We start from the raw sequence: 20,328 nt of genomic DNA, 5'->3' as shown, positions 1-20,328 counted from the left end.
GCACAGCATGAACCTGACCAGGACCCGCCTGTTGAACCACCGCACCGCCCGGCCCATTGAACTGACCCAGCTTGGCTTTGGCTCGGCACCGCTTGGCAATCTCTATCACCGGGTAGAAGAGGAAGACGCCCAGGCCACCTTGCAGGCCGCCTGGGATGCGGGGCTACGCTATTTCGACACCGCGCCGCAATACGGGCTGGGGCTGGCCGAACAGCGCGTTGGCCGGGCCATTGCACGTTTTGGCAACACGCTGACCCTGTCCACCAAGGTCGGCCGGCTGCTGAAGGATTGCGCCCCAAAAGATGTTACCCCCGAAGCCTTTGTCGATGTGCCGCAAAAGCGCATTGTGTTCGACTATACCTATGACGGGATCATGCGCAGCTATGATGACAGCATCGCCCGGCTTGGCAGCGACAGGATCGACATATTGCTGCTACATGACATAGATGCCGGCACGCATGGGCAAGAAGGCGAAGACAGGAACCTGCGCGAATTGTTCAGCGGTGGCGGCTATCTTGCGCTGAACGAGCTGCGCGAGGCCGGGCGCATTGCCGCCATCGGCGCGGGCGTCAACACCTGGCAGATTTGCGAAAAACTGCTGGGCGAAGGCGCGTTCGACTGTTTTTTGCTTGCCGGGCGATACACGCTATTGGAACAGGACCCGCTTGAAACCTTTTTGCCGCTTTGCACCAAACGCGATGTCGGCATCATTCTGGGTGGCCCCTATAATTCCGGCATTCTGGCCACGGGGCCGATAGAGGGCGCGCGTTACAACTATGCCCCCGCCCCGCCTGCAATTCTGGATCGGGTTGCAAAGATCGCCGCCATATGCGCCGATCACGCCACCCCGATGATTGCCGCCGCCCTGCAGTTTCCGCTGGCCCATCCGGCGGTGAAAACTGTTATCCCCGGCGCCGCCAACCCGCGCGAACTGCGCCAGAATATTGCGATTTTTGAAACGGATATTCCAGTTGCCCTGTGGTCAGACCTCAGATCGGCCGGGCTGATCCGCGCCGATGCACCCCTGCCCAAGGAGCCACAAGATGCTGCGTAACATTCCCGCGCTGCTTTCACCCGAGCTGCTGCACAGCCTGCGCGCTATGGGGCATGGCGATGAAATCGTCATTGCCGATGCCAATTTTCCGGCCACAAGCCATGCAACACGCTGTCACCGGCTGGACGGTGTCAGCGCGACCGACACACTTGCCGCGGTTCTGGCGCTTTTGCCGCTCGACGGTTTTGTGCCCGATCCTGCACTTGTGATGGAGGTGGTGGGGGATCCGGACACCGTGCCGCCCATCATCGCTGCGTTTCAAGACATCATCGATTCAAAGGCCGACGCCCCGCGCCCCGTTGCCAAGCTGGAACGCTTCGCCTTTTACAGCCGTGCCAAAGCCGCCTTTTGCATTGTGCAAACCGGCGAGACCCGGCTTTACGGCAATATCATCCTGAAGAAAGGCGTCATCGGCCCATGATCATCGACGCCCACCAACATTTCTGGCAGCTAGATCGCGGCGATTATGGCTGGCTGACCCCTGCGCTTGCACCGCTTTACCGCGACTTTGCACCAGAAGATCTGGCGCCGCTGCTCGATCAACATGGCATTGGCGGCACCATCCTTGTGCAGGCCGCTCCCAGTTTGGCCGAAACCGAATTTCTGCTGAATATCGCCGCAAAGACCCCCTTCGTTCTGGGCGTTGTGGGCTGGGTCGATTTTGAAAGCCCGAAGGCCGCTGCCGACATCGCCCGCCTTGCCGCAAATCCCAAACTGGTTGGCCTGCGCCCGATGATTCAGGACATTGCCGATGATGGATGGATGCTGCGCGACGCGCTGACCCCGGCCTTTGAGGCGATGATCACCCATGATCTGACCTTTGATGCGCTCGTTCTGCCCCGGCATCTGCCGCATTTGCGCAGCCTTCTGGCGCGCCATTCAAAGCTGCGCACGGTCATCGACCATGCCGCAAAGCCCGAAATCGCCGCCGGGCATTTCACAAACTGGGCCAGCGACATGGCGCTGCTCGCCCGCGACAGTCGCGCCTATTGCAAACTTTCCGGCCTGCTGACCGAGGCGGGCGATGCATGGACGACGGCCAGCCTGCAACCCTATATCGCGCATATGTTCGAGCATTTTGGCGGCGACCGGCTGATCTGGGGCAGCGATTGGCCGGTCCTGACCCTGGCCGCACCCTATGAGGATTGGTTCAATCTCGCGCAGTCATTCACCAGAAATCATGGTGCTGAAGGCAAGGTCTTTGGGCAAAACGCACTGGCTGCATATGGGCTGAGCCCCGTGAAAGACTGACGCCCGGCTGTTCAGGCAAGGGCGAATGAACAGAATTTGCGCGCCATTGTTCACTGGCCGTCGTATCCGCAAAGGCAGGGAATGCCCAGTCGGTGTGGTTGAACATCGGCGCAGCATCAATCATATAACTTCATACATCTGATCGTTTTTGCTTGCTTTCTGAATGTCATTGCGCCACATGTTGGGCGACGACACAGGAGAGCAGCATGGCAACCAAAGCGGCGATAATAGGTTCGGGGCATATCGGCACCGACCTGATGGTGAAGATCCTGCGTAAATCCCAAACGCTTGAACTGGCAGCGATGGTGGGGATTGACCCCGCCTCCGAAGGCCTGGCATTTGCGCGGCGACAGGGCGTGGCGGCAATCGATACTGGCGTAGCAGGGCTGCGCAATCATCCAGATTTTGCCGATATCGGCGTGGTGTTCGATGCAACATCGGCAGCTGCGCATCGCCATAACCTGGAAGCACTTTCCGACAGCCGCGCCGTGATGGTTGACCTGACACCAGCCGCCATTGGCCCCTATGTTGTGCCGCCGGTGAACCTTGCCCGCCATGCGGGGGCCAAGGTGGTGAATATGGTCACTTGCGGTGGGCAGGCGACCATTCCGATCGTGCGGGCAGTCTCTCGGGTGGCCAAGGTCGCCTATGCGGAAATAGTTGCCTCCATCGCTTCAAAATCGGCCGGGCCGGGCACGCGGGCGAATATTGACGAGTTTACCACCACCACGGCCCGGGCAATCGAACAGGTTGGCGGGGCAGAACGTGGCAAGGCGATCATCATTCTCAACCCTGCCGAACCACCGCTGATCATGCGCGATACGGTAATCTGCCTGTGCGCGGAGGCCGCGCCCGAGGCGATCGTCACCTCGGTTGAAGCGATGGTCGCCGAGGTGCAGACCTATGTGCCGGGCTACCGCCTGAAGCAGGCCGTGCAGGTCGAATCCGTGCCGTCCGGCCTCTGGCCGGGCGCTCCGGCGGGCATGAAAGTCAGCGTGTTTCTGGAGGTCGAGGGCGCCGGGCACCATTTGCCCACCTATGCCGGCAATCTTGATATCATGACTTCGGCCGCGCTGCGCACGGGCGAATTTCTGGTTACAGGCGCATTGGAGGCGGCACAATGAGCGACAAACGCATTTACATTACCGATGTGACGTTGCGCGACGGGATGCACGCCATCCGCCATCAGTATGATATTGGCCATGTGCGCGCCATTGCTCAGGCGCTTGATGCGGCCGGGGTCGATGCGATCTCGGTTGGTCATGGCGACGGGCTGTCGGGCAGCAGTTTCACCTACGGGTTCGGCGCGCATTCCGATGCGGATTGGATTGAGGAAGCCGCCAAGCATTGCAAATACGCCAAGCTGACCACATTGCTTTTGCCGGGCATCGGCACGGTTGAAGACCTGCGGCGCGCGGCCGATATCGGTGTGCGCGCCGTGCGCGTGGCCGCCCATTGCACCGAGGCGGATGTGACCGCGCAGCATATGGCAGCGGCCAATGACCTGGGGCTAGAGGTGACGGGGTTCTTGATGATGAACCACCTATCACCACCCGAGGCAGTCGCCCGGCAAGCCGGACTGATGGAAAGCTATGGTGCCAAAGTTGTGTATATCACCGATTCTGCCGGGGCCTTGCGTATGAGTGGCGTGCGCGACCGCGTGGCCGCCTATCGCGCGGCGCTGAAGCCGGAGACCCAAATCGGTATCCATGCGCATCAGAACCTGTCGCTGGCTGTGGCCAACACCATTGCGGGCATCGAGGCGGGTGCGCGGCGGGTCGACGCCTCGCTGGCCGGAATGGGCGCGGGTGCAGGCAATTGTCCGCTTGAGGCGTTCATCGCCGCGATCGAGGGGATGGGCTGGGAACATGGCTGTGATGTCGGTGCGCTGATGGACGCCGCCGATGACCTTGTGCGCCCCCTTCAGGACCGCCCCGTTCAGGTGGATCGTGAAACGCTGACCATTGGGCAGGCCGGGGTTTATTCGAGCTTTCTGCGCCATGCCGAAAAGGCCAGCAAAGCCTATGATGTGCCGACCCGCGCGATCCTGGCAGAAGCCGGGCGGCGCAAGCTGATCGGCGGGCAGGAAGATATGCTGGTTGACATTGCCCTTGATCTGGCACGCGGCGCATGAGCGGCGCGCTTCTGATCACCGGCGCTTCGCGCGGTATTGGTGCCGCCTGTGCGATCGCGGCCGCCGCCGATGGCTGGGCGGTGGGTGTAAACTACAATTCCAACGCCGCGGCGGCTGAAAAGGTTGTCGGCGCAATCACCGCATCCGGCGGGCACGCCATAGCCCTGCCCGGCAATGTTGCCAGAGAGGCAGATGTGCGCGCCATGTATGACGGGCTGGAAGCCGCCTTTGGCCCAGTGCGCGGGCTCATCAACAATGCCGGCATTCTGGATGCCCCCGCGCGGCTGGTCGATATCGATCTGGCGCGCTGGCAGCGGATTTTCGACACCAACACCACGGGCAGTTTTCTGGTTTTGCGCGAGGCGCTGCGCCGCATGGAGGCAGCGGGCAATGGCGGGGCGGTTGTGAACATGTCCTCGATGGCTGCACCTTTGGGCGCGGCGAACGAATTTGTAGACTATGCCGCCAGCAAGGGCGCGGTGGAATCCATGACCATCGGGCTGGCGCGTGAAATGGCGCCGCTGGGTATTCGCATCAACGCCATCCGCCCGGGCCTGATTGATACCGATATGCAGAAAACTCCCGGCGGGGGTGATCGTTTGGCGCGGCTGATGCATAGCGTGCCGATGGGCCGCGCGGGGCGGGCCGATGAGGTGGCGGCGGCGGCAGTCTGGTTGCTGTCGGATGCAGCAAGCTACATTACCGGTGCGATTATACCGGTCAGCGGCGGTCGCTAAACCCGCAGCACCTCGATGCCCGCCAATTTTGCATCCGCGATCATCGCATCGCTTGCGCCGGTATCGGTTATGATTTTCGAAACCCCTTCAAGCGGGGCGATTTGCGCGGGCAGACACTGGCCGAATTTGGAATGGTCGGCGACAATCCACACTTCGCGCGCCTGTTCCAGCATCACGCGGTTCACATAGGCTTCGGATGAATCATAGGTGGTCAGCCCGCCCTGCGCATCGATTCCATCGACCCCGATCACGGCAATATCGAAATTGACATCGCGCAACGTGCGCTCGGCGATATGGCCCACCATTTCGGCCGTGCGGCGGCGCAATGTGCCACCCGTCAATGTGACGGCCACGTCGCTTGCATCGCGCAAATCGAGCGCGACATTCACCGCTGTGGTGACCAGTTTAAGCTCCATCCGCCGGATTGCGGGCAAAATCTGCATAACCGTTGTGCCGCCGCCCAGCGCAATGGTGCTGCCCGGCGCGATCATGCTGCCCACATGCGCACCAATGCGGCGTTTCTCCGGCAGAAAGGACATGACCTTTGCATCAAACGGCAACTCCTCGCGCCGTTGCGGCAACGACGCGCCGCCATGCGTGCGGGTCACCGCGCGCAATTCGCTCAGCTCGGCAATATCGCGGCGAATTGTGGCCAGGGAGGCATCCAGCAGAGTGGCCAGATCCTGCGCCGACACGGTGCCGCGGCGTGCAAGTTCTGCCAGTATGCGTTCGTGTCGTTCGGCGCGGATCATAGGTATTTTCCTCTGGGTTGATTGGGATTGCCGCAACTGGCCGCAAATTGCAATCTTTCTGAAAGGATAGCCGATAAACGCGCAAAAGCAATCATTTCTATATAGACTTTTGCGCGTTATTGCCTAGACTGGCTGCCAAACAACCCAGATTCGGAGAGCCATATGTCACGCCACAAACTTGTTCTTATTGGTGCCGGAAGCACCGTTTTCACACAAAGACTGGTGGCCGACATTATTCTGGCGGGCGAAGAAAACCTGTGGGAACTGGCGCTGGTGGATATCGACCCTGTGACACTGGATGCCGTGAACAAGCTGGTCGGCAAAATGCTTGTGGCCAAAAATGCCAATATTCCTGTGACCGCAACGACCGAGCGGCGCGATGTGCTCAAGGGTGCCGATTTTGTGGTAACGACCATTGCCGTAGGGGGGCGCAAAGGCTGGCAGCGCGACATCGAAATACCGCGCAAGCACGGTATTTACCAGCCAGTGGGCGATACGGCCATGCCCGGCGGCATCAGCCGCGCCATGCGCATGATCCCGCAGATGCTTGCCATTGCCAATGATGTGGCCGAGCTGTGCCCCGATGCGCATTTCTTCAACTATTCCAACCCGATGACCGCAATTTGCCGCGCCATCCGCCGTGAAACCGATGTGCCGGTTGTGGGGCTGTGCCACGGTGTGCATCATGTCGAAGGGGTGATCTCGCGTTTCCTGGGCGTTGAGGAGGGTGATCTGACCAGCTTTGGCATCGGGCTCAACCACCTGACATTTCTGACACGGTTGCGCCACAAGGGCTCCGATGCCGTGCCAATGCTGCAAGCCAGGCTCGATGCACAGCAAGACGGTTTGGCCGAAGAACTGGCCGGCAAGAAAATCTGGGATAACATCGTGCTTGGGCGCGCACCGCGCTGGGCAGATGACCCGTTTGCATGGGGCATGTTCCGCACATACGGCATTTTCCCCTGCGCAATGGACCGGCACGCGGTTGAGTTTTACCCCGAACGCTTCCCCGGCGGCGCCTATCATGGCCACAGGCTGGGGCGCGAAGCCTTCCCGATTGATGAGCGGATTGCGCTGGGCGATACCTGGTATGACGAGATGCTCGCCATCGCCAATTCGCCCGAACCGCTGCCGCCCGCCTATTATGAAAACGTGCCCGGCGAAAGCGAACAGCTTCTGGAGATCATGCACTCGCTGCTGTATGACAAGCGCGACGTGTTTTCGGTGAACCTGCCCAATACCGGACAGGCGCCTTATTTGCCCAATGGTGCAGTTCTGGAATGCAACGCGGCTGCTGTTGGCGGCGGGTTCGCCGCACTTCAGGCCGACCCGTTGCCACCCGCATTGGTGGCCAAGCTGAACGCAAAAATCGAGGCGATTGAAATTACCGTCGATGCCGCTGTGAAGGGCTCGCGCGATTTGATGGTCGAAGCGCTTTTGGCTGACGGCACGGTCGGCACACCGGATGTGGCGGCGAAGCTTGCTGACGAGCTGATCGACAGCCATCGCGAATTTCTGCCACAGTTTGCATAAAGGGCACCAGATGCTGATTATTGATGCCGATCCGACCCGCATGATTGACCTTCCCGGCGTGGGCCCCTGCCCGCGCCCGGTGGATATTGACCAGTCTGTCACCGGGTTCAAACGCCTGAAATCGCTGCGGATTTACAGCTTTCAGCCCGAAGTGACGATCGAGGGTGAAAGCGAGGGCGACGAGGTTTTTGTGTTGCCTCTGGGCGGCACGGTCGCGATGGAGATTGCCGGCGAACACCCGCTTTCGGCCCATCTGTCCGATATGGGCGATTGTGCGCTGTATATGATGCCTGATCATGCCTATACGCTCAGACCGCAAAGCCATGTGAGGGTTGCCTATGCGCGCGCGGCGGCATCGGGGCGCATACCCAGCTATACAAGCGATGCGCAGGAGGGCAATACGGCCGAGGCGCTGGCGTATCAACTGGCCGATCTGGCCAATGGTGCAATGCTGAGCCTGCCCGCCAATCGCGAGCGCCTGGTGCATTTACGCCACGGGGCGCTTATGGCTGGCGACAGACTGGTGCGCGCGCCGCAAACGCTGGCGCTTGCAAAGGGCGAGTCGGTTTCTCTTTGCGCAAAGGGCGCAGCGCGGGTGTTGGTGCTAAGCGCCTGAAACGCCTTGCGGCGCCGTGCAATTTGCCGGGCCGTTTGGCCTTTTGCGCTAGCCTGCCACCCTTGGCAAACGCTGCACCGCGAAATTGGAAAACAGGAACTCGTAGCCTGCCTTGTCGACCGCGGCATCGGCCACAGGGTTTTCGCCGTAGCGCCCGCCAAACAACCAGGCAAAGGCACGCACAGGGTGGCCAAGCTCGCGGATAAAATCCTGCTGGGCGCCTACGATCTCATCCTCGACCACTTGCGGGTCTTCCATGCTGACTTTGGTATGGTTACGCGTATGGCTGGCCACGACATGTGGGCCATCCAGCGCGCGCAACTCATCCCATGACAACGCGGTGCGGCCATCGTGGTATTCGCCCTTGACCGTGGTGAGCGTGCGACGGGCACAGAACTCGGGCTGGGCCGCAGGCGGGCAGGATGAATAGGCGGTAACCGCCATGAACCAGCCGACCAGCCCGTGGCGTTCAAGCAAGGGGCGGGCCACATCGTAATTGTTGCGATAGCCGTTATAAAAGACCGGCAGAATGCCGGGGCGCGCCATTGGCCAGCGCCCGGTGGTCAGGTATTCGGCCAGATCATCTTCGCGCACCGGCGCATAGCGCGCGGCCAGCGCGGCAAATTCGCGGTCATAAATGGCGGCGTTGGCCGCCGGGGTCAGGTGGTAGTTGACCACCCGCAGGCTGGGCATGGTCATTGGATTTTCTGCAAACGGAAATTGGAGAAAAGATAGCGATAGCCTGCCTTGATCAGCAGATCATCGGCGCGCTTGTTGAGGCCAAACTCGGCCCCGTAAAGGTAGCAGAATGTGTCGACCTCGGCGCCAAGCCCGTCTTCAAGCTCTTGCTTGGCGATGACGATTTCATCATGCAGCACATCATCCGGCGTATCGGGGTGCAGGGCTGTGTGGTTGCGCGAATGGCAGGCCACGAAATGCCCGCGCGCATGGGCATCGCGCAACTCGGCCCAACTTAGCGCGATGCGTTCGCCCGCATATTCATCCGGTCCGTAATGCAGGCTGTGGCGGGCGGCAAATATGCGCTGGCGACGGGCCGGAACGTTGAGGAAATGCGACGGGATGAAGAACCATGCCGCAAAGCCGAATTCTTCGAGTATGGGCAAAAGCACATCGTAATTGTCGCGAAAACCTTCAAACAGGATCGGGGCAAGCACGGGTTTTACACCCTGCTTGCCCTGCATCAGCCCTTCAATCCCGCGTTCGTCCAATGACGCGAACCGCCCGGCGCAGGCAGCGATCTGGTCGCGGTATTCCTGAGCGCATGACTTGGGCGTGGCGTGGTAATTGATCAGATGAATCGCGCGACCGGTGCGAAAACCGGCCGTAAGCTCGGCCGCGGTTTCAGCCGGACCTTTGGGCAGAATGATCATCGGGCAAGCTCGGAAAACGGGTGTGACAGGAAGTGACGATCGGCCAGAACCTCCAGCACATGTGCGATGTCGCTCGTTGAAAGCGGACCGTTACGCGCCTCAAGCGCCTGGGTGACAGCGGTAAACAGCGCGGCCATCGCCTCGCCATCCGGGTCGGGCGTGGCGGCGGGTGCAGCCCCCGTCAGGTCTTCTGGCACCAGATACATCGGCACGCCTGCTTCGGCATATGTGCGGCGCGACAGGCGCACGATGTCATCCTCGAAGGCATCGAGATAGGCGTCATCGATCTTGATTGTCATAATTTACCCTTTGACAGCGCCGGCAGTCAGCCCGCGCACATAGTAGCGTTGCAAGAACAGGAACGTGATTATGACCGGCACGATGGACACGGCGAGTGCGGCCTGTTGCAACGACAGGCTGGCCTGGTCGATAAAGGCGCCACGCAGCAGGTAAATGCCCACTGGAATGGTTTGCAAATCGGGTGCGGTGCGGGTGACGGTCATCGTCCAGATCACCTCGTTCCACTGATAGACGAACACGAAAATGCCAAGCGTGGCGAGGCCCGGCAACACCAGCGGCAGCGCGATGGAAAAGAAAATGCGAAACTCGCCCGCGCCATCGAGCCGGGCTGCATCCATAAGCTCATCTGGCAGGCCAATGAAGAACTGGCGCATGAGGAAAATGCCATACCAGGTTACGGCAAAGGGCAGGATGATGGCGGCATAGGTGTTCAGAAAGCCCGATCCGCCCTGCCCGAATATGTCATTCCCGCCAAAAAGCGGAAAGTAGCGCAGGATGAAAAACACCGGGATGAGGAACAGAAAGAACGGGAACATCTGCGCACCCAACACCGAACGGAACAGGAAGTTTCGGCCGCGAAAGCGATATTTTGCCAGCGCATAGCCCGCCATTGCCGAGGTGAGCAGCTGCAGGGCCGTGATTGTTGCAGTAATGAACAGGCTGTTGGCCATCCAGCGCAACATGGGCAATTCGGTGAAAACACGCAAATAGTTGCCCCATTGCGGATCACGCGGGAAATAGACCGGCGGCTGTGAAAGCCGCTCGGCGGGGGTGCGCAATGCGCCTAGGAACATATCGGCAAAGGGCGCGACCATGATGAAGGCACCAATGCTCAGCAAACTGTATTTTGCGATCGTGCCCAGCCTGGCCCAACGGCTTTTGGTTTGAACGATGGCCATGTCAATGCGCCTCCACGCCGCCGCGTCTGAAGACGCGCAATTGGATGAGCGTGATCACCAGGATGACCGCAAACAGGATATAGGCCACCGCCGAGGCACGCCCCATGCGCAGGTCGTTAAACGCCATCTGATACATGTAAAGCCCGGTGACGGTGGTCGAGCGCAGTGGCCCGCCATTGCCATCGGTCAGCACCAGCATGAGCGTAAAGTAGCTGAGCCCCGAAATGAAGTTTGTGATCAGCACAAACAACGTGGTGGGCATGAGCAGCGGCACCGTGATTTTCATGAACAGCTGGCGTTCGTTTGCCCCGTCAAGCCGCGCGGCCTCGTAATAGCTTTCATCGATATTCGCGAGCCCGGCGGAAAACAGCAGCATGTTATGGCCAAGTTGCATCCACACGAAAATCAGCACGACAGATGTAAGTGCAAGGGTCGGGTCGGTCAGCCAACCGGGTGCGCCGAGGCCAATGAAGCCAAGCGCGCGGTTAAGCAACCCGTAGCGATCATCAAGCACAAACCGCCAGATATAAGCAACGGCAACGACATTGGTGATCATCGGTAGCCAGTAGATCGAGCGCCACAGGGTTTGCCCGCGCGAGCGGGTAAACGCATAGGCCAGCACCATTGCCAGCGGCACGCCAATGCCGATGGAGGCACCGGCGAAATACATGGTGTTCCAGAAGGTTTTCCAGAAAACCGGATCGGTGGTGAGGATGTATTTATAATGGTCAAGCCCAACCCAGCGCGGGGGCGAAAGGCTGTCCCAACGGGTCAGCGAAATGTAGAATGCATAGATCAGCGGCAGGATGAAGAAGATCACCGCAAAGACAAGCATCGGCGACAAGAACAACCAGGGCGCCACTTTCTTGGAGCCAAGCCGCGCCAGAAATTTCTGGCGCGGCGGCGCTATGTAAACCAGGTCGGGCAGCTTTTCGCCTTGAGCAGAGGGGGAGGTGGTTGTCATCGCAATCCCTTTCGGCTTGGTCGCATTGCTGCCCGGTCTGGCCTTGGCTACGGTTGCTCGTTCAGCACCGCGGTGACTTCGGCATCGGCGGCGGCCATCGCGTCGGCGGCACTCATGTTACCAGCCCAGACCTGTTCGATATAGCTGCGCAATGTCCGGTCATTTTCCGAGGCCTGCCAGATGTTCGGCTGGCTCTTGGCTGCACCGCTTTCGATCGCGGCCACAAACGGGGCGGTAAAGCTGTCACCCGTATCCATGCCCGCAAGGTCGGCGAGATTGCCCGAGAGCGCGCCAAGGTTGTTGAGCATTTCGCCGGTGCAGGATAGCGGCTTGCCCTCTTGTGCGGTGTTCAGCCATTGCAGCAATTCCCAGCTTTCAGCCTGAACATCGGATGTGCTGTCAACTGCCCAAAGGAAGGAATAAAGCATGGTGCCGGCCGGGCCGCCATTGTTGGGAATGGGCGCAATACCAACGGTGTTTTCAAACTCGTCCCCATAGACCTCTTGCAATTCGGCCTTGTTCCAGTTGGCCGCAATCATCATGGCCGCACTGCCCGCCGCAAAGTCATCTGTGATGTTGGTGTTCGAGGTGATGCCTTCGGCGAAAAGCGCACCCATCCGCTCGACGATCTCGATCGATTCCGGACTGGTGAAGTTGGTGCTGCGGAAATCATCGGCAAATGGCGGCACACCTGCGGCATACATCTGGCTGTAATAGACATGCACGGCATTGGCGACCGAGGGACCGTAAACATAACCGGCCCGGTCGATCACACCCTGATCGTTGGTGGTGGTGATGGCTGCCGCCATGTCATGCAGTTCCTGCCAAGTGGCGGGTGGCGCATCAAAGCCTGCTTCGGCCAGGATTTTCTTGTTGTAGAACAGTTGATAGACGGAAAGTTCGGTCGGAATGCCCCAGAGCGTGCCGTTGATGGTCGCCGCGCCAACCGAACCGGCGCCATAAGATGCGCGAATCCAGTCCTGCACATCGGCGGGCGGTTCGGCCAGCGTGCCGGCTGCGGCAAGCTGCGGCGCCCAGATCGAGTAGATGTTATAAATGTCGGGCGAGGTGCCGCCAACGCGCGAGGTCAGGATGGTTTGCAGAAAGTCGCCATAGGCGGCCTGCTGAAACTCGATGGTGATGCCGGGATTGCTTGCCTCATAAGCAGCAAAGCATTCCAGCAGCGGGCCCATCTGGGCTTCGTTGTAATGCGTGGCAATCTGGATAGTTTTCGCCTCTTGCGCCGAAACAGCGCTCAGCGCCGTGCTGGAGGCGAGAAGTGCGGCCAGCGAGGCTTTGGTGAATGTCTTGGTCATCAGTCTCTCCCTAAGTTTGGGCCGATTCTGGCCCCGTCAGCTTCATTGGTCATGATCGTATCATGAAAACGTCATATTCCAACATTTTTCTGCGCGCTTTTGCGCACTTTTTGTATGATCATTGGTAACTTGTTGTATTCAATGGCTTTCTCGTGGCGTGGTCATGGGGGCAGACTCGACCAAGAAATCCATATCGCAGCCCTCATCGGCCTGAAGCACATGTTTGACATAGAGCTTCTGGTAACCGGACAGGTTTTGCAGTGTCGGACGCACCCATTTGGCGCGCCGTTGCGCAAGCACGTCTTCGGGCACATCCAGGTGCAGCCGGCGCTTGGTGACATCCAGCTCGATCATGTCACCGTTTTCCACAAGCGCCAGCGGACCCCCCTCGGCAGCTTCCGGTGCCACATGCAGCACCACCGTGCCATAGGCCGTGCCTGACATACGCGCATCGGAAATGCGGATCATGTCACGCACGCCCTGCTGCAACAGCCTGGTTGGCAGGCCCATATTGCCCACCTCGGCCATACCGGGATAGCCCTTTGGCCCGCAATTCTTCAGAACCATGATGGAATTGGCATCGATTGCCAAATTGGGGTCGTCGATGCGTGCCTTGTAGTCTTCAATCGTTTCAAACACGACGGCCGGACCGCGATGCCTGAACAGATGCGGTGAGGCAGCCGAGGGCTTGATGACCGCACCGCGTGGTGCCAGATTGCCCGTAAGCACCGCCAGACCACCCTGCGCGGCGACGGGGTTATCCCAAGTGCGGATCACTTCGGGGTTGTAGTTTTCCGCGTCTTTCACATTCTCCCAGATCGTTTTACCATTCGCCGTGATGGCATATTTGTGCAACAGACCCTGCTCGCCCAAAGCGCGCAGCACCACGGGCAGGCCACCGGCATAGTAAAAGTCTTCCATCAGGAAGCGGCCCGATGGCATCAGGTCAACCAATGCAGGCACGTCGCGGCCCAGAGCATCCCAATCGGCGAGGTTCAGATCAACCCCGATGCGTCGCGCCAATGCGACAAGGTGGATGGCGGCATTGGTTGAACCGCCAATCGCACCATTCGCACGAATCGCGTTTTCAAATGCTTCGCGCGTCAGGATTTTTGACAGGCGCAGATCTTCGGTGACCATATCCACAATCCGCCGCCCGGCAAGCTGCGCCAGCCGGTTGCGCCGCGAATCAACCGCCGGGATGGCGGCGTTTTCGGGCAGAGCCGCGCCCAGGGCCTCGACCATGCTGGCCATCGTGCTGGCTGTGCCCATTGTCATGCAAGAGCCGGGCGAGCGCGATTGCCCCTGCTCGGCCTCGGCCAGATAGACATCATCAATCAACCCGGCCTTGCGGTCTTCCATCAACTGCCACACGGCGGTGCCGGAACCGATCTGCTTGCCACGCAAACGCCCGTTGAGCATGGGGCCACCCGAAACGGCAATGGTCGGCAAATCGCAGCTTGCCGCGCCCATCATCAGCGATGGGGTGGTCTTGTCACAGCCGACCAGCAGCACGACACCGTCGATCGGATTGGAGCGAATCGCCTCCTCGACATCCATCGCGGCCAGGTTGCGATAGAGCATCGCCGTTGGCCGCGAGTTTGATTCGTTGACCGACAGAACCGGAAATTCGACAGGAAAGCCGCCTGCCTCGAACACCCCGCGCTTCACCCGTTCGGCCAGGCCACGCAAATGCGCGTTGCAGGGCGTAAGTTCCGACCATGTATTGCAAATTCCAATGATCGGACGGCCATCAAAGGCGTCTTCGGGCATTCCCTGGTTCTTCATCCAGCTTCGATGCATGAAGCCGGGCTTGTCATTTCCGCCGAACCAGTCGCGCGACCGCAGCTGCGGCGTGTTGGTCTTGCTCATCGCTTTGCCTTTGAATTGCGTTCTTTGGCACAGCCTGCAGGCCTTGCGCACAACAATCAAGCATTTTCGTGCATTTTTGTGTTTACTTTTGATCGTTTTTGGATAGCCTACAGAAATGTTCACCAAAGCACCCCCCTCATCCGCAGGCTTTGCCCGGGCGGTATTTGCGGCAAACCTTGCCGGCGCACCGATGGGCCTGACGGCAGTGTGCAGCGCACATCCGCTGGTATTGCGGGCCGCCCTTGCGGCCGCGCGCGAATCCGGGCAGATCGCACTGATCGAGGCGACCTGCAATCAGGTAAACCAGGACGGTGGCTATACGGGAATGCAGCCCGCTGATTTTGTGGCGCGTGTCAGGGGTATTGCAGCCGAGATCGGCCTGCCTGCCGACAGGCTGTTGCTGGGTGGAGACCATTTGGGCCCACAACCCTGGCGCAACCTGCCCGCCGCTGACGCAATGAAAAACGCTGTGACGATGGTCACGGCCTATGTGCTGGCGGGCTTCCAGAAAATCCACCTGGATTGTTCGATGCGTTGCGCGGGTGACCCGGAGATCCTGCCCGAAGCCATATGCGCCGAACGGGCCGCAACACTGGCACAGGCCGCCGAAGCCGCCCTGCCCGAAAGTGCCCCGCGCCCGATTTACGTCATCGGCACCGAAGTGCCCCCACCCGGCGGCATGGGCGCAGGTCACAAGATTGTGCCAACCGACCCCGCCCATGTCGGTGCCACCTGGCGCGCGCATAAGGACGCATTCGCCGCTTTGGGGCTGGAAGCCGCCTTTGCCCGCGTCTGTGGCATTGTCGTGCAGCCGGGGCTGGATTTTGGCAATGAATCCGTGGTGCATTTCGCCCCCGATGCGGCGCGGGGGCTCACCAGCAAGGCCGCCAGCCTGAACGGCGCGGTGTATGAGGCGCATTCGACCGATTACCAGCGCCCAGAAGCCTATGCCGCGCTTGTGCGGGGACATTTTGCGATTCTCAAGGTCGGCCCGGCAGCCACATTTGCGCTGCGCGAAGGGCTTTACGCGCTTGATATGCTGGCGGGTGAAATCCTGGGGCGCAAGGCCCCCAAACTGCGCAGCGTTCTGGAAACGGAAATGCTTGCCAACCCGGCCCATTGGCAGGGCCACTATAGCGGTGATGCAGACCATGTGGCCTGGCTGCGGCATTTCAGCTGGTCCGATCGCATCCGCTATTACTGGACAGCACCAGCGGTCGAACGCGTGCTGGAAGCCTTGTTCGAAGCACTCGATGCCTGCTATTGGCCGCAGCCGTTGCTCAGCCAATACCTGCCGCACGATGTCGATGACCTTGCTTCAGGGCGCGCAAGGCCGCGCTGTGCTGATATTGTTACCCGCTATGTGCGCCGCGCACTTGCACCCTATTATGCGGCATCGGACCCACATTTGACCTTGGAAAAGGAGTGCTGAAATGGGCACTGTAACCCTGCGGAACCTGCACAAGTCCTTTGGCAGTGTTGATGTCATCAAAGGTGTGAATGTCGACATTGAAGATGGCGAGTTTGTCATTCTAGTTGGCCCCTCGGGCTGTGGAAAATCCACGCTTTTGCGCATGGTTGCGGGGCTTGAGGATGTCACCAGCGGCGATGTGGCCATTGACGGGCAGGTGATAACCCATGTCGCCCCGAAAGACCGTGACATCGCAATGGTCTTTCAGAATTACGCGCTTTACCCGCATTTCACGGTCGAAAAGAACATGGGCTTCTCGCTGAAACTGGCAGGCGTGCCCAAGGAAAAGATTAGGGAACAGGTTCTGGCCGCCGCAAAATCGCTGGGGCTGGAGGAGTATTTGCACCGCTACCCGAAAGAGCTTTCGGGCGGGCAGCGCCAGCGGGTTGCGACGGGCCGCGCCATTGTGCGCAATCCCAAAGTGTTTCTGTTCGATGAACCGCTTTCCAACCTCGATGCCAAGCTGCGCGTGCAGATGCGTTCGGAAATTCGCGATCTGCAACGCCGTCTGGGCGTAACCTCGATTTACGTTACCCATGACCAGATCGAAGCCATGACAATGGCCGATAAAATCGTCGTGCTGCGCGCAGGCATTGTTGAGCAGGTGGGCAGCCCGCTGGAACTGTATGACCGGCCCGCCAACCTTTTTGTGGCCACGTTCATCGGCTCGCCCGCCATGAACCTGCTGGAAGGGCCGGTTGAGGATGGCGCCATCAGGCTGTTTGCGGATTGGGCGGCACCGCTGCCGGCCGATCTTGCCGCCGATGCCCGCATGACCCTTGGACTGCGCCCCGATCATATTGCGGCTTACGAGGTTGAAACCCAGGGCGCCGTGCCCGCCATCGTAACCTCTTTCGAGGCGACGGGCAGCGAAACCATGCTCTTTGTTGAAAAAGACGGGCAGGCGCTGACGATCGTCACCAAAGCCCGCTTGCACGTGGATACGGGCAAGACCGTCTGGCTGAAACCCGACCTGAACCAAGCGCATTTTTTTGCCGCCGATGGTGTGCGCGCCACAAAGAATTGATTTGAGCATGAAGCACATTCTTGTAATTTCCGACAGCCTGCATGACCTGCCGAAAGCCGTGACCGCGCTTGAGCAATCGGGCCATAACGTCACCTATCTCGATGACCTCATCCCATTTGCACGAATCGCCACCGAAGGCCTGGCAGAATTAGCGCGCTTTGACGCCATCGTCATGGGGCGGGTGATGAACACCGATGCCGCGGCGCTGGATCTTGTGCCAAAAGTGAGGGTGATCGCGCATCACACCTCTGGCACCGATAATATCGATCTCGATGCCGCCAGCGCGCGCGGCATTGCGGTAACGAATGTGAAGGGCGTGAACGCCAATCAATGCGCCGAGTTTTCCATCGGGCTGATGCTGGCCATAACGCGCCAGATACGGCGCGGCGATATTGCCATTCGCGCAGGGCGATGGGCCGCCGATACGCCGGGAAGCATGGATGTATTTGGCGCGACTTTCGGCATGGTCGGGCTTGGGCAAATCGGCCGCGCCGCCGCGCGCCGGGCCGCAGCCTTTGGCATGAAAATCATCTGCCATACCCGCACGCCCGACCCGGATTTCGGTGCCGAGCTTGGCATCAGCTATATGTCGCTGGACGAGGTGATGGCCAATGCCGATGTTGTCAGCATCTATGCTTCGCTCAACGCGCAAACCCGCGGCATGATCGGGGCGCGCGAAATAGGTTTGATGCAGCGCCACGCCTATATCGTGAACATCGCCCGTGGCGAGTTGATTGACGAAGCCGCACTTTGCTCGGCCTTGCAGACCGGCAGGATTGCCGGAGCGGCACTCGACGTGTTCAATGTCGAACCGCTGTTTGAAAGTCCGCTCTTCGCGCTCGATAACGTCATCCTGACCCCGCATCTGGCGGGCCTCACGCACAAGGCCAAATCTGACGCGGCCGAAGCTGCGGTGCGCAATGCGCTTGCCGTGTTGAACGGCGACACACCACCAAACCTTGTTAACACCCCCCTTATACCTGGAGTCTGATCATGACTGGACATGTAACCTGGCGCGAACTGATCAGCCAACCCGATGCCTGGAAAGCGCTGCTTGGCCGGCTTGAAAGCGGTGCGCTTGCCCTGCCCTTTGCCGTTGAAGACTTCGATGAATTCATCCTGCTCGGCTCGGGCACGTCGTATTATCTTGCGCTCAGCGTGGCCGACTGGATGCGCCGGCGCGGCTTGAATGCGCGCGCAATCCCGTCTTGTGAGGTGCTGCTCGATGAATATGAAACACGGCCAAGCGCAGCACGGCGACTGGCCATCGGCTTTAGCCGTTCGGGTTATTCGAGCGAGCTGATCCTGGCCAATCGTGCCCTGAAAGCTGCCGGGTTCAGACTGTTGGGCATCAGTTGCACAGAAGAAAGTGATTTGCTGAATGAGGCCGATCATGGCCTGCTCATTTCTGAAGGCTATGAAGATGGTTTGGTGATGCTGCGGTCATTTTCGACCATGCTGATAACCGCGCAATATCTGTTTGGCACAGCGAAGGACCGCAAAGCGCTTGTCAAACTTCCTGCATCCGGTCGTGCCGCGCTGGCCTTCGAAGGACCGCTGAGCGCATTGGCCAATGCGCGCCCCTATGACCGGTTTGTCTTTCTTGCTTCGGGCCCTTCGCACCCGCTGGCACTGGAAGCCGCGCTCAAAATACAGGAAATGGCAATTGCGACCTCCGAGGCCTATCACAGCCTTGACTACCGCCACGGCCCCAAGGCCTGCGCCGATGAAAATACTGCCGTCGTGCTTTTTGCCCTTTCCGAGCGCGATCATGGCTTGGCATTGGCGCGTGACATCAAGGCACTGGGTGCAAGCGTGATCGTCATCGGCCATGATGCCGCCGCCTATGCCGATATTGCCGAACTTGCCTGCCCTGTTTCTGACATGGATGATGCAACGGGTGCCGCAGCCGTGTTGCTTCCGGCGCAAATCTTTGCCTATGCCACGGCATTGCGCCGCGACCAGAACCCCGATGCCCCTGTCAATCTGTCCAAAGTCGTGATGTTCTAGCGCCATGAAACGGCAATTTGATGTTCTTGCCATTGGCGAGTTGAACCCCGACCTGATCTTGTCTGGCTTCACGGTCGATGGCCCGCGTCTTGGCACCGAGCAAGCCTTTGAAAGCGAAGTTCTGACCTTGGGCAGTTCCACCGCCATTGCCTGTGTGCTTATGCAGCGCCTCGGGTTGAAAACCGCGATGTGCAGCATGGTTGGCGATGATACCTACGGCCAGTTCTGCCGCGATGCGCTGATTGCCGAAGGTGTTGATATTTCGGGCATAAAGGTGGCACAGGGCCAGCAGACGGGTATGACAATCTCGCTGTCATACCCAAAGGACCGAATGCTTTTGACGCGCTATGGCACCATGAGCAATTTTGGCACTGGCGATATTGATATGGACCTGCTGCACGATGCGCGGCACCTGCATGTCGGCTCTTTCTTCATTCAATCTGCCTTGCGGCCGGGGCTTGAAGATTTGTTCGCCGCCGCCCGGTCCGAGGGCCAGACAACTTCGCTCGACCTTGGCTGGGACCCGTCTGAAACCTGGGACCAGGCTGCACTGACGGCTGTGCTGCCGCATGTTTCAGTCATCTTTCCCAATAAGGTTGAACTCGCAGCAATTACCGGTTGCGCCGATGTTCATGATGGGTTGGAACGGCTGCACGCTATGGGCGCCCAAACGATTGCCCTGAAACTTGGAGCCGACGGCGCGCTGTATTCTTCGGCTGACGGCCAGATCCGCCATCCGGGATTTCCTGCAACTGTGATAGATACGACTGGCGCAGGCGACAGCTTCAATGCTGGCTTCCTGCACGCAATGCTAAAGCGCAGCAAACCCGCAGACTGCCTTGCACACGCCAACGCGTGTGGCGCCCTGACCGTTCAGGCAACAGGCGGCACCGGCGGATTGCAAAACTACGCGCAGGTAAAGAAGCTGTTGAATTCTTCAGGCAGGTGAACCGGCAAAATCCACGAAGATCTTCCAAAGTTCCTTCAAAACACTCCGTGAA

At 59.7% G+C, this 20,328-nt stretch carries 21 protein-coding genes; 13 read left to right on the top strand and 8 right to left on the bottom strand.

Annotated elements, in window-relative coordinates; translation table 11 throughout:
- Positions 1-7: 7 nt before the first annotated feature.
- From LGT41_RS05380 to LGT41_RS05355, 6 genes are all read left to right on the top strand, one after another.
- Complete coding sequence (locus LGT41_RS05380) at positions 8-1,054, top strand: aldo/keto reductase (protein ID WP_274129059.1); 1,047 nt, start codon at positions 8-10, stop codon at positions 1,052-1,054.
- Positions 1,044-1,475 (top strand): RbsD/FucU family protein, encoded by a 432-nt coding sequence (locus tag LGT41_RS05375; protein WP_274129058.1) that lies wholly within the window; start codon positions 1,044-1,046, stop codon positions 1,473-1,475. Before LGT41_RS05380 ends, LGT41_RS05375 begins: the two co-directional genes overlap by 11 nt.
- Positions 1,472-2,305: an amidohydrolase family protein gene (locus LGT41_RS05370; RefSeq protein WP_274129057.1), complete on the top strand. Its 834-nt coding sequence runs from the start codon at positions 1,472-1,474 to the stop codon at positions 2,303-2,305. The genes LGT41_RS05375 and LGT41_RS05370 overlap by 4 nt, the downstream gene beginning before the upstream one ends.
- Before the next feature lie 206 nt (positions 2,306-2,511).
- Complete coding sequence (locus LGT41_RS05365; protein WP_274129056.1) at positions 2,512-3,429, top strand: acetaldehyde dehydrogenase (acetylating); 918 nt, start codon at positions 2,512-2,514, stop codon at positions 3,427-3,429.
- Positions 3,426-4,439: a 4-hydroxy-2-oxovalerate aldolase gene (gene dmpG / locus LGT41_RS05360; RefSeq protein ID WP_274129055.1), complete on the top strand. Its 1,014-nt coding sequence runs from the start codon at positions 3,426-3,428 to the stop codon at positions 4,437-4,439. Before LGT41_RS05365 ends, dmpG begins: the two co-directional genes overlap by 4 nt.
- On the top strand, positions 4,436-5,176 hold the full coding sequence (locus tag LGT41_RS05355; RefSeq protein WP_274129054.1) for an SDR family oxidoreductase: 741 nt from the start codon (positions 4,436-4,438) through the stop codon (positions 5,174-5,176). Before dmpG ends, LGT41_RS05355 begins: the two co-directional genes overlap by 4 nt.
- On the opposite strand, the gene LGT41_RS05350 is transcribed toward LGT41_RS05355, so the two are convergent.
- Entirely contained in the window at positions 5,173-5,928 is a 756-nt protein-coding gene (locus tag LGT41_RS05350) for a DeoR/GlpR family DNA-binding transcription regulator (protein ID WP_274129053.1), read from the bottom strand. The genes LGT41_RS05355 and LGT41_RS05350 overlap by 4 nt on opposite strands.
- A 162-nt stretch (positions 5,929-6,090) precedes the next feature.
- Here LGT41_RS05350 and LGT41_RS05345 point away from each other — a divergent pair, with 162 nt between their 5' ends.
- Entirely contained in the window at positions 6,091-7,461 is a 1,371-nt protein-coding gene (locus tag LGT41_RS05345; RefSeq protein ID WP_274129052.1) for a family 4 glycosyl hydrolase, read from the top strand.
- A 10-nt stretch (positions 7,462-7,471) separates the two neighbouring features.
- On the top strand, positions 7,472-8,077 hold the full coding sequence (locus LGT41_RS05340; protein WP_274129051.1) for a hypothetical protein: 606 nt from the start codon (positions 7,472-7,474) through the stop codon (positions 8,075-8,077).
- Between the two features lie 48 nt (positions 8,078-8,125).
- Here LGT41_RS05340 and LGT41_RS05335 read toward each other — a convergent pair whose 3' ends face one another.
- The 7 genes from LGT41_RS05335 to LGT41_RS05305 all read right to left on the bottom strand — a co-directional run bounded on the left by LGT41_RS05335 (position 8,126) and on the right by LGT41_RS05305 (position 14,819).
- Positions 8,126-8,776, bottom strand: coding sequence for a polysaccharide deacetylase family protein (locus LGT41_RS05335; RefSeq protein ID WP_274129050.1), 651 nt, complete (start codon positions 8,774-8,776; stop codon positions 8,126-8,128).
- Positions 8,773-9,468, bottom strand: a complete 696-nt coding sequence (locus LGT41_RS05330; protein ID WP_274129049.1) for a polysaccharide deacetylase family protein — start codon at positions 9,466-9,468, stop codon at positions 8,773-8,775. Before LGT41_RS05330 ends, LGT41_RS05335 begins: the two co-directional genes overlap by 4 nt.
- Positions 9,465-9,767 carry a hypothetical protein gene (locus LGT41_RS05325; RefSeq protein WP_274129048.1) on the bottom strand — a complete coding sequence of 101 codons (303 nt, stop codon included), beginning with the start codon at positions 9,765-9,767 and terminating at the stop codon, positions 9,465-9,467. Before LGT41_RS05325 ends, LGT41_RS05330 begins: the two co-directional genes overlap by 4 nt.
- Before the next feature lie 3 nt (positions 9,768-9,770).
- The gene (locus tag LGT41_RS05320; protein WP_274129046.1) at positions 9,771-10,667 is read right to left on the bottom strand and encodes a carbohydrate ABC transporter permease; all 897 of its coding nucleotides are present in this window, start codon (positions 10,665-10,667) and stop codon (positions 9,771-9,773) included.
- 1 nt (position 10,668) lies between these two features.
- The gene (locus LGT41_RS05315) at positions 10,669-11,631 is read right to left on the bottom strand and encodes a carbohydrate ABC transporter permease (protein WP_274129045.1); all 963 of its coding nucleotides are present in this window, start codon (positions 11,629-11,631) and stop codon (positions 10,669-10,671) included.
- Positions 11,632-11,678: 47 nt separating this feature from the next.
- Positions 11,679-12,947 (bottom strand): ABC transporter substrate-binding protein, encoded by a 1,269-nt coding sequence (locus tag LGT41_RS05310; RefSeq protein ID WP_274129044.1) that lies wholly within the window; start codon positions 12,945-12,947, stop codon positions 11,679-11,681.
- Positions 12,948-13,085: 138 nt separating this feature from the next.
- Positions 13,086-14,819, bottom strand: coding sequence for an IlvD/Edd family dehydratase (locus LGT41_RS05305; protein WP_274129043.1), 1,734 nt, complete (start codon positions 14,817-14,819; stop codon positions 13,086-13,088).
- Positions 14,820-14,934: 115 nt separating this feature from the next.
- On the opposite strand from LGT41_RS05305, the gene LGT41_RS05300 reads away from it, so the two are divergent.
- The 5 genes from LGT41_RS05300 to LGT41_RS05280 are packed head-to-tail and all read left to right on the top strand — an operon-like array spanning position 14,935 to position 20,276.
- Positions 14,935-16,251, top strand: a complete 1,317-nt coding sequence (locus LGT41_RS05300) for a class II D-tagatose-bisphosphate aldolase non-catalytic subunit (RefSeq protein ID WP_274129042.1) — start codon at positions 14,935-14,937, stop codon at positions 16,249-16,251.
- Position 16,252: 1 nt separating this feature from the next.
- Entirely contained in the window at positions 16,253-17,317 is a 1,065-nt protein-coding gene (locus tag LGT41_RS05295) for an ABC transporter ATP-binding protein (protein WP_274129041.1), read from the top strand.
- Positions 17,318-17,324: 7 nt separating this feature from the next.
- A complete protein-coding gene (locus LGT41_RS05290; RefSeq protein ID WP_274129040.1) occupies positions 17,325-18,308 on the top strand; it encodes a 2-hydroxyacid dehydrogenase in 984 nt (327 codons plus the stop codon).
- Positions 18,309-18,310: 2 nt separating this feature from the next.
- Positions 18,311-19,327, top strand: a complete 1,017-nt coding sequence (locus LGT41_RS05285) for an SIS domain-containing protein (RefSeq protein WP_274129039.1) — start codon at positions 18,311-18,313, stop codon at positions 19,325-19,327.
- Between the two features lie 4 nt (positions 19,328-19,331).
- On the top strand, positions 19,332-20,276 hold the full coding sequence (locus LGT41_RS05280) for a carbohydrate kinase family protein (RefSeq protein WP_274129038.1): 945 nt from the start codon (positions 19,332-19,334) through the stop codon (positions 20,274-20,276).
- The last annotated feature ends 52 nt before the right edge of the window (positions 20,277-20,328 follow it).

The sequence above is a fragment of the Abyssibius alkaniclasticus genome (genome assembly GCF_020447305.1).
Lineage (GTDB): Bacteria > Pseudomonadota > Alphaproteobacteria > Rhodobacterales > Rhodobacteraceae > Abyssibius > Abyssibius alkaniclasticus.
The sequence above is the reverse complement of the archived record's forward strand: the minus strand, read 5'-3'. Positions and strand labels throughout refer to the sequence as shown.

Excerpts from the sequence above, each read along its gene's own strand:
- LGT41_RS05380 (WP_274129059.1), top strand. The coding sequence starts at position 8 with ATGAACCTGACCAGGACCCGCCTGTTGAACCACCGCACCGCCCGGCCC.
- LGT41_RS05375 (WP_274129058.1), top strand. The coding sequence starts at position 1,044 with ATGCTGCGTAACATTCCCGCGCTGCTTTCACCCGAGCTGCTGCACAGC.
- LGT41_RS05370 (WP_274129057.1), top strand. The coding sequence starts at position 1,472 with ATGATCATCGACGCCCACCAACATTTCTGGCAGCTAGATCGCGGCGAT.
- LGT41_RS05365 (WP_274129056.1), top strand. The coding sequence starts at position 2,512 with ATGGCAACCAAAGCGGCGATAATAGGTTCGGGGCATATCGGCACCGAC.
- dmpG (WP_274129055.1), top strand. The coding sequence starts at position 3,426 with ATGAGCGACAAACGCATTTACATTACCGATGTGACGTTGCGCGACGGG.
- LGT41_RS05355 (WP_274129054.1), top strand. The coding sequence starts at position 4,436 with ATGAGCGGCGCGCTTCTGATCACCGGCGCTTCGCGCGGTATTGGTGCC.
- LGT41_RS05350 (WP_274129053.1), bottom strand. The coding sequence starts at position 5,928 with ATGATCCGCGCCGAACGACACGAACGCATACTGGCAGAACTTGCACGC.
- LGT41_RS05345 (WP_274129052.1), top strand. The coding sequence starts at position 6,091 with ATGTCACGCCACAAACTTGTTCTTATTGGTGCCGGAAGCACCGTTTTC.
- LGT41_RS05340 (WP_274129051.1), top strand. The coding sequence starts at position 7,472 with ATGCTGATTATTGATGCCGATCCGACCCGCATGATTGACCTTCCCGGC.
- LGT41_RS05335 (WP_274129050.1), bottom strand. The coding sequence starts at position 8,776 with ATGACCATGCCCAGCCTGCGGGTGGTCAACTACCACCTGACCCCGGCG.
- LGT41_RS05330 (WP_274129049.1), bottom strand. The coding sequence starts at position 9,468 with ATGATCATTCTGCCCAAAGGTCCGGCTGAAACCGCGGCCGAGCTTACG.
- LGT41_RS05325 (WP_274129048.1), bottom strand. The coding sequence starts at position 9,767 with ATGACAATCAAGATCGATGACGCCTATCTCGATGCCTTCGAGGATGAC.
- LGT41_RS05320 (WP_274129046.1), bottom strand. The coding sequence starts at position 10,667 with ATGGCCATCGTTCAAACCAAAAGCCGTTGGGCCAGGCTGGGCACGATC.
- LGT41_RS05315 (WP_274129045.1), bottom strand. The coding sequence starts at position 11,631 with ATGACAACCACCTCCCCCTCTGCTCAAGGCGAAAAGCTGCCCGACCTG.
- LGT41_RS05310 (WP_274129044.1), bottom strand. The coding sequence starts at position 12,947 with ATGACCAAGACATTCACCAAAGCCTCGCTGGCCGCACTTCTCGCCTCC.
- LGT41_RS05305 (WP_274129043.1), bottom strand. The coding sequence starts at position 14,819 with ATGAGCAAGACCAACACGCCGCAGCTGCGGTCGCGCGACTGGTTCGGC.
- LGT41_RS05300 (WP_274129042.1), top strand. The coding sequence starts at position 14,935 with ATGTTCACCAAAGCACCCCCCTCATCCGCAGGCTTTGCCCGGGCGGTA.
- LGT41_RS05295 (WP_274129041.1), top strand. The coding sequence starts at position 16,253 with ATGGGCACTGTAACCCTGCGGAACCTGCACAAGTCCTTTGGCAGTGTT.
- LGT41_RS05290 (WP_274129040.1), top strand. The coding sequence starts at position 17,325 with ATGAAGCACATTCTTGTAATTTCCGACAGCCTGCATGACCTGCCGAAA.
- LGT41_RS05285 (WP_274129039.1), top strand. The coding sequence starts at position 18,311 with ATGACTGGACATGTAACCTGGCGCGAACTGATCAGCCAACCCGATGCC.
- LGT41_RS05280 (WP_274129038.1), top strand. The coding sequence starts at position 19,332 with ATGAAACGGCAATTTGATGTTCTTGCCATTGGCGAGTTGAACCCCGAC.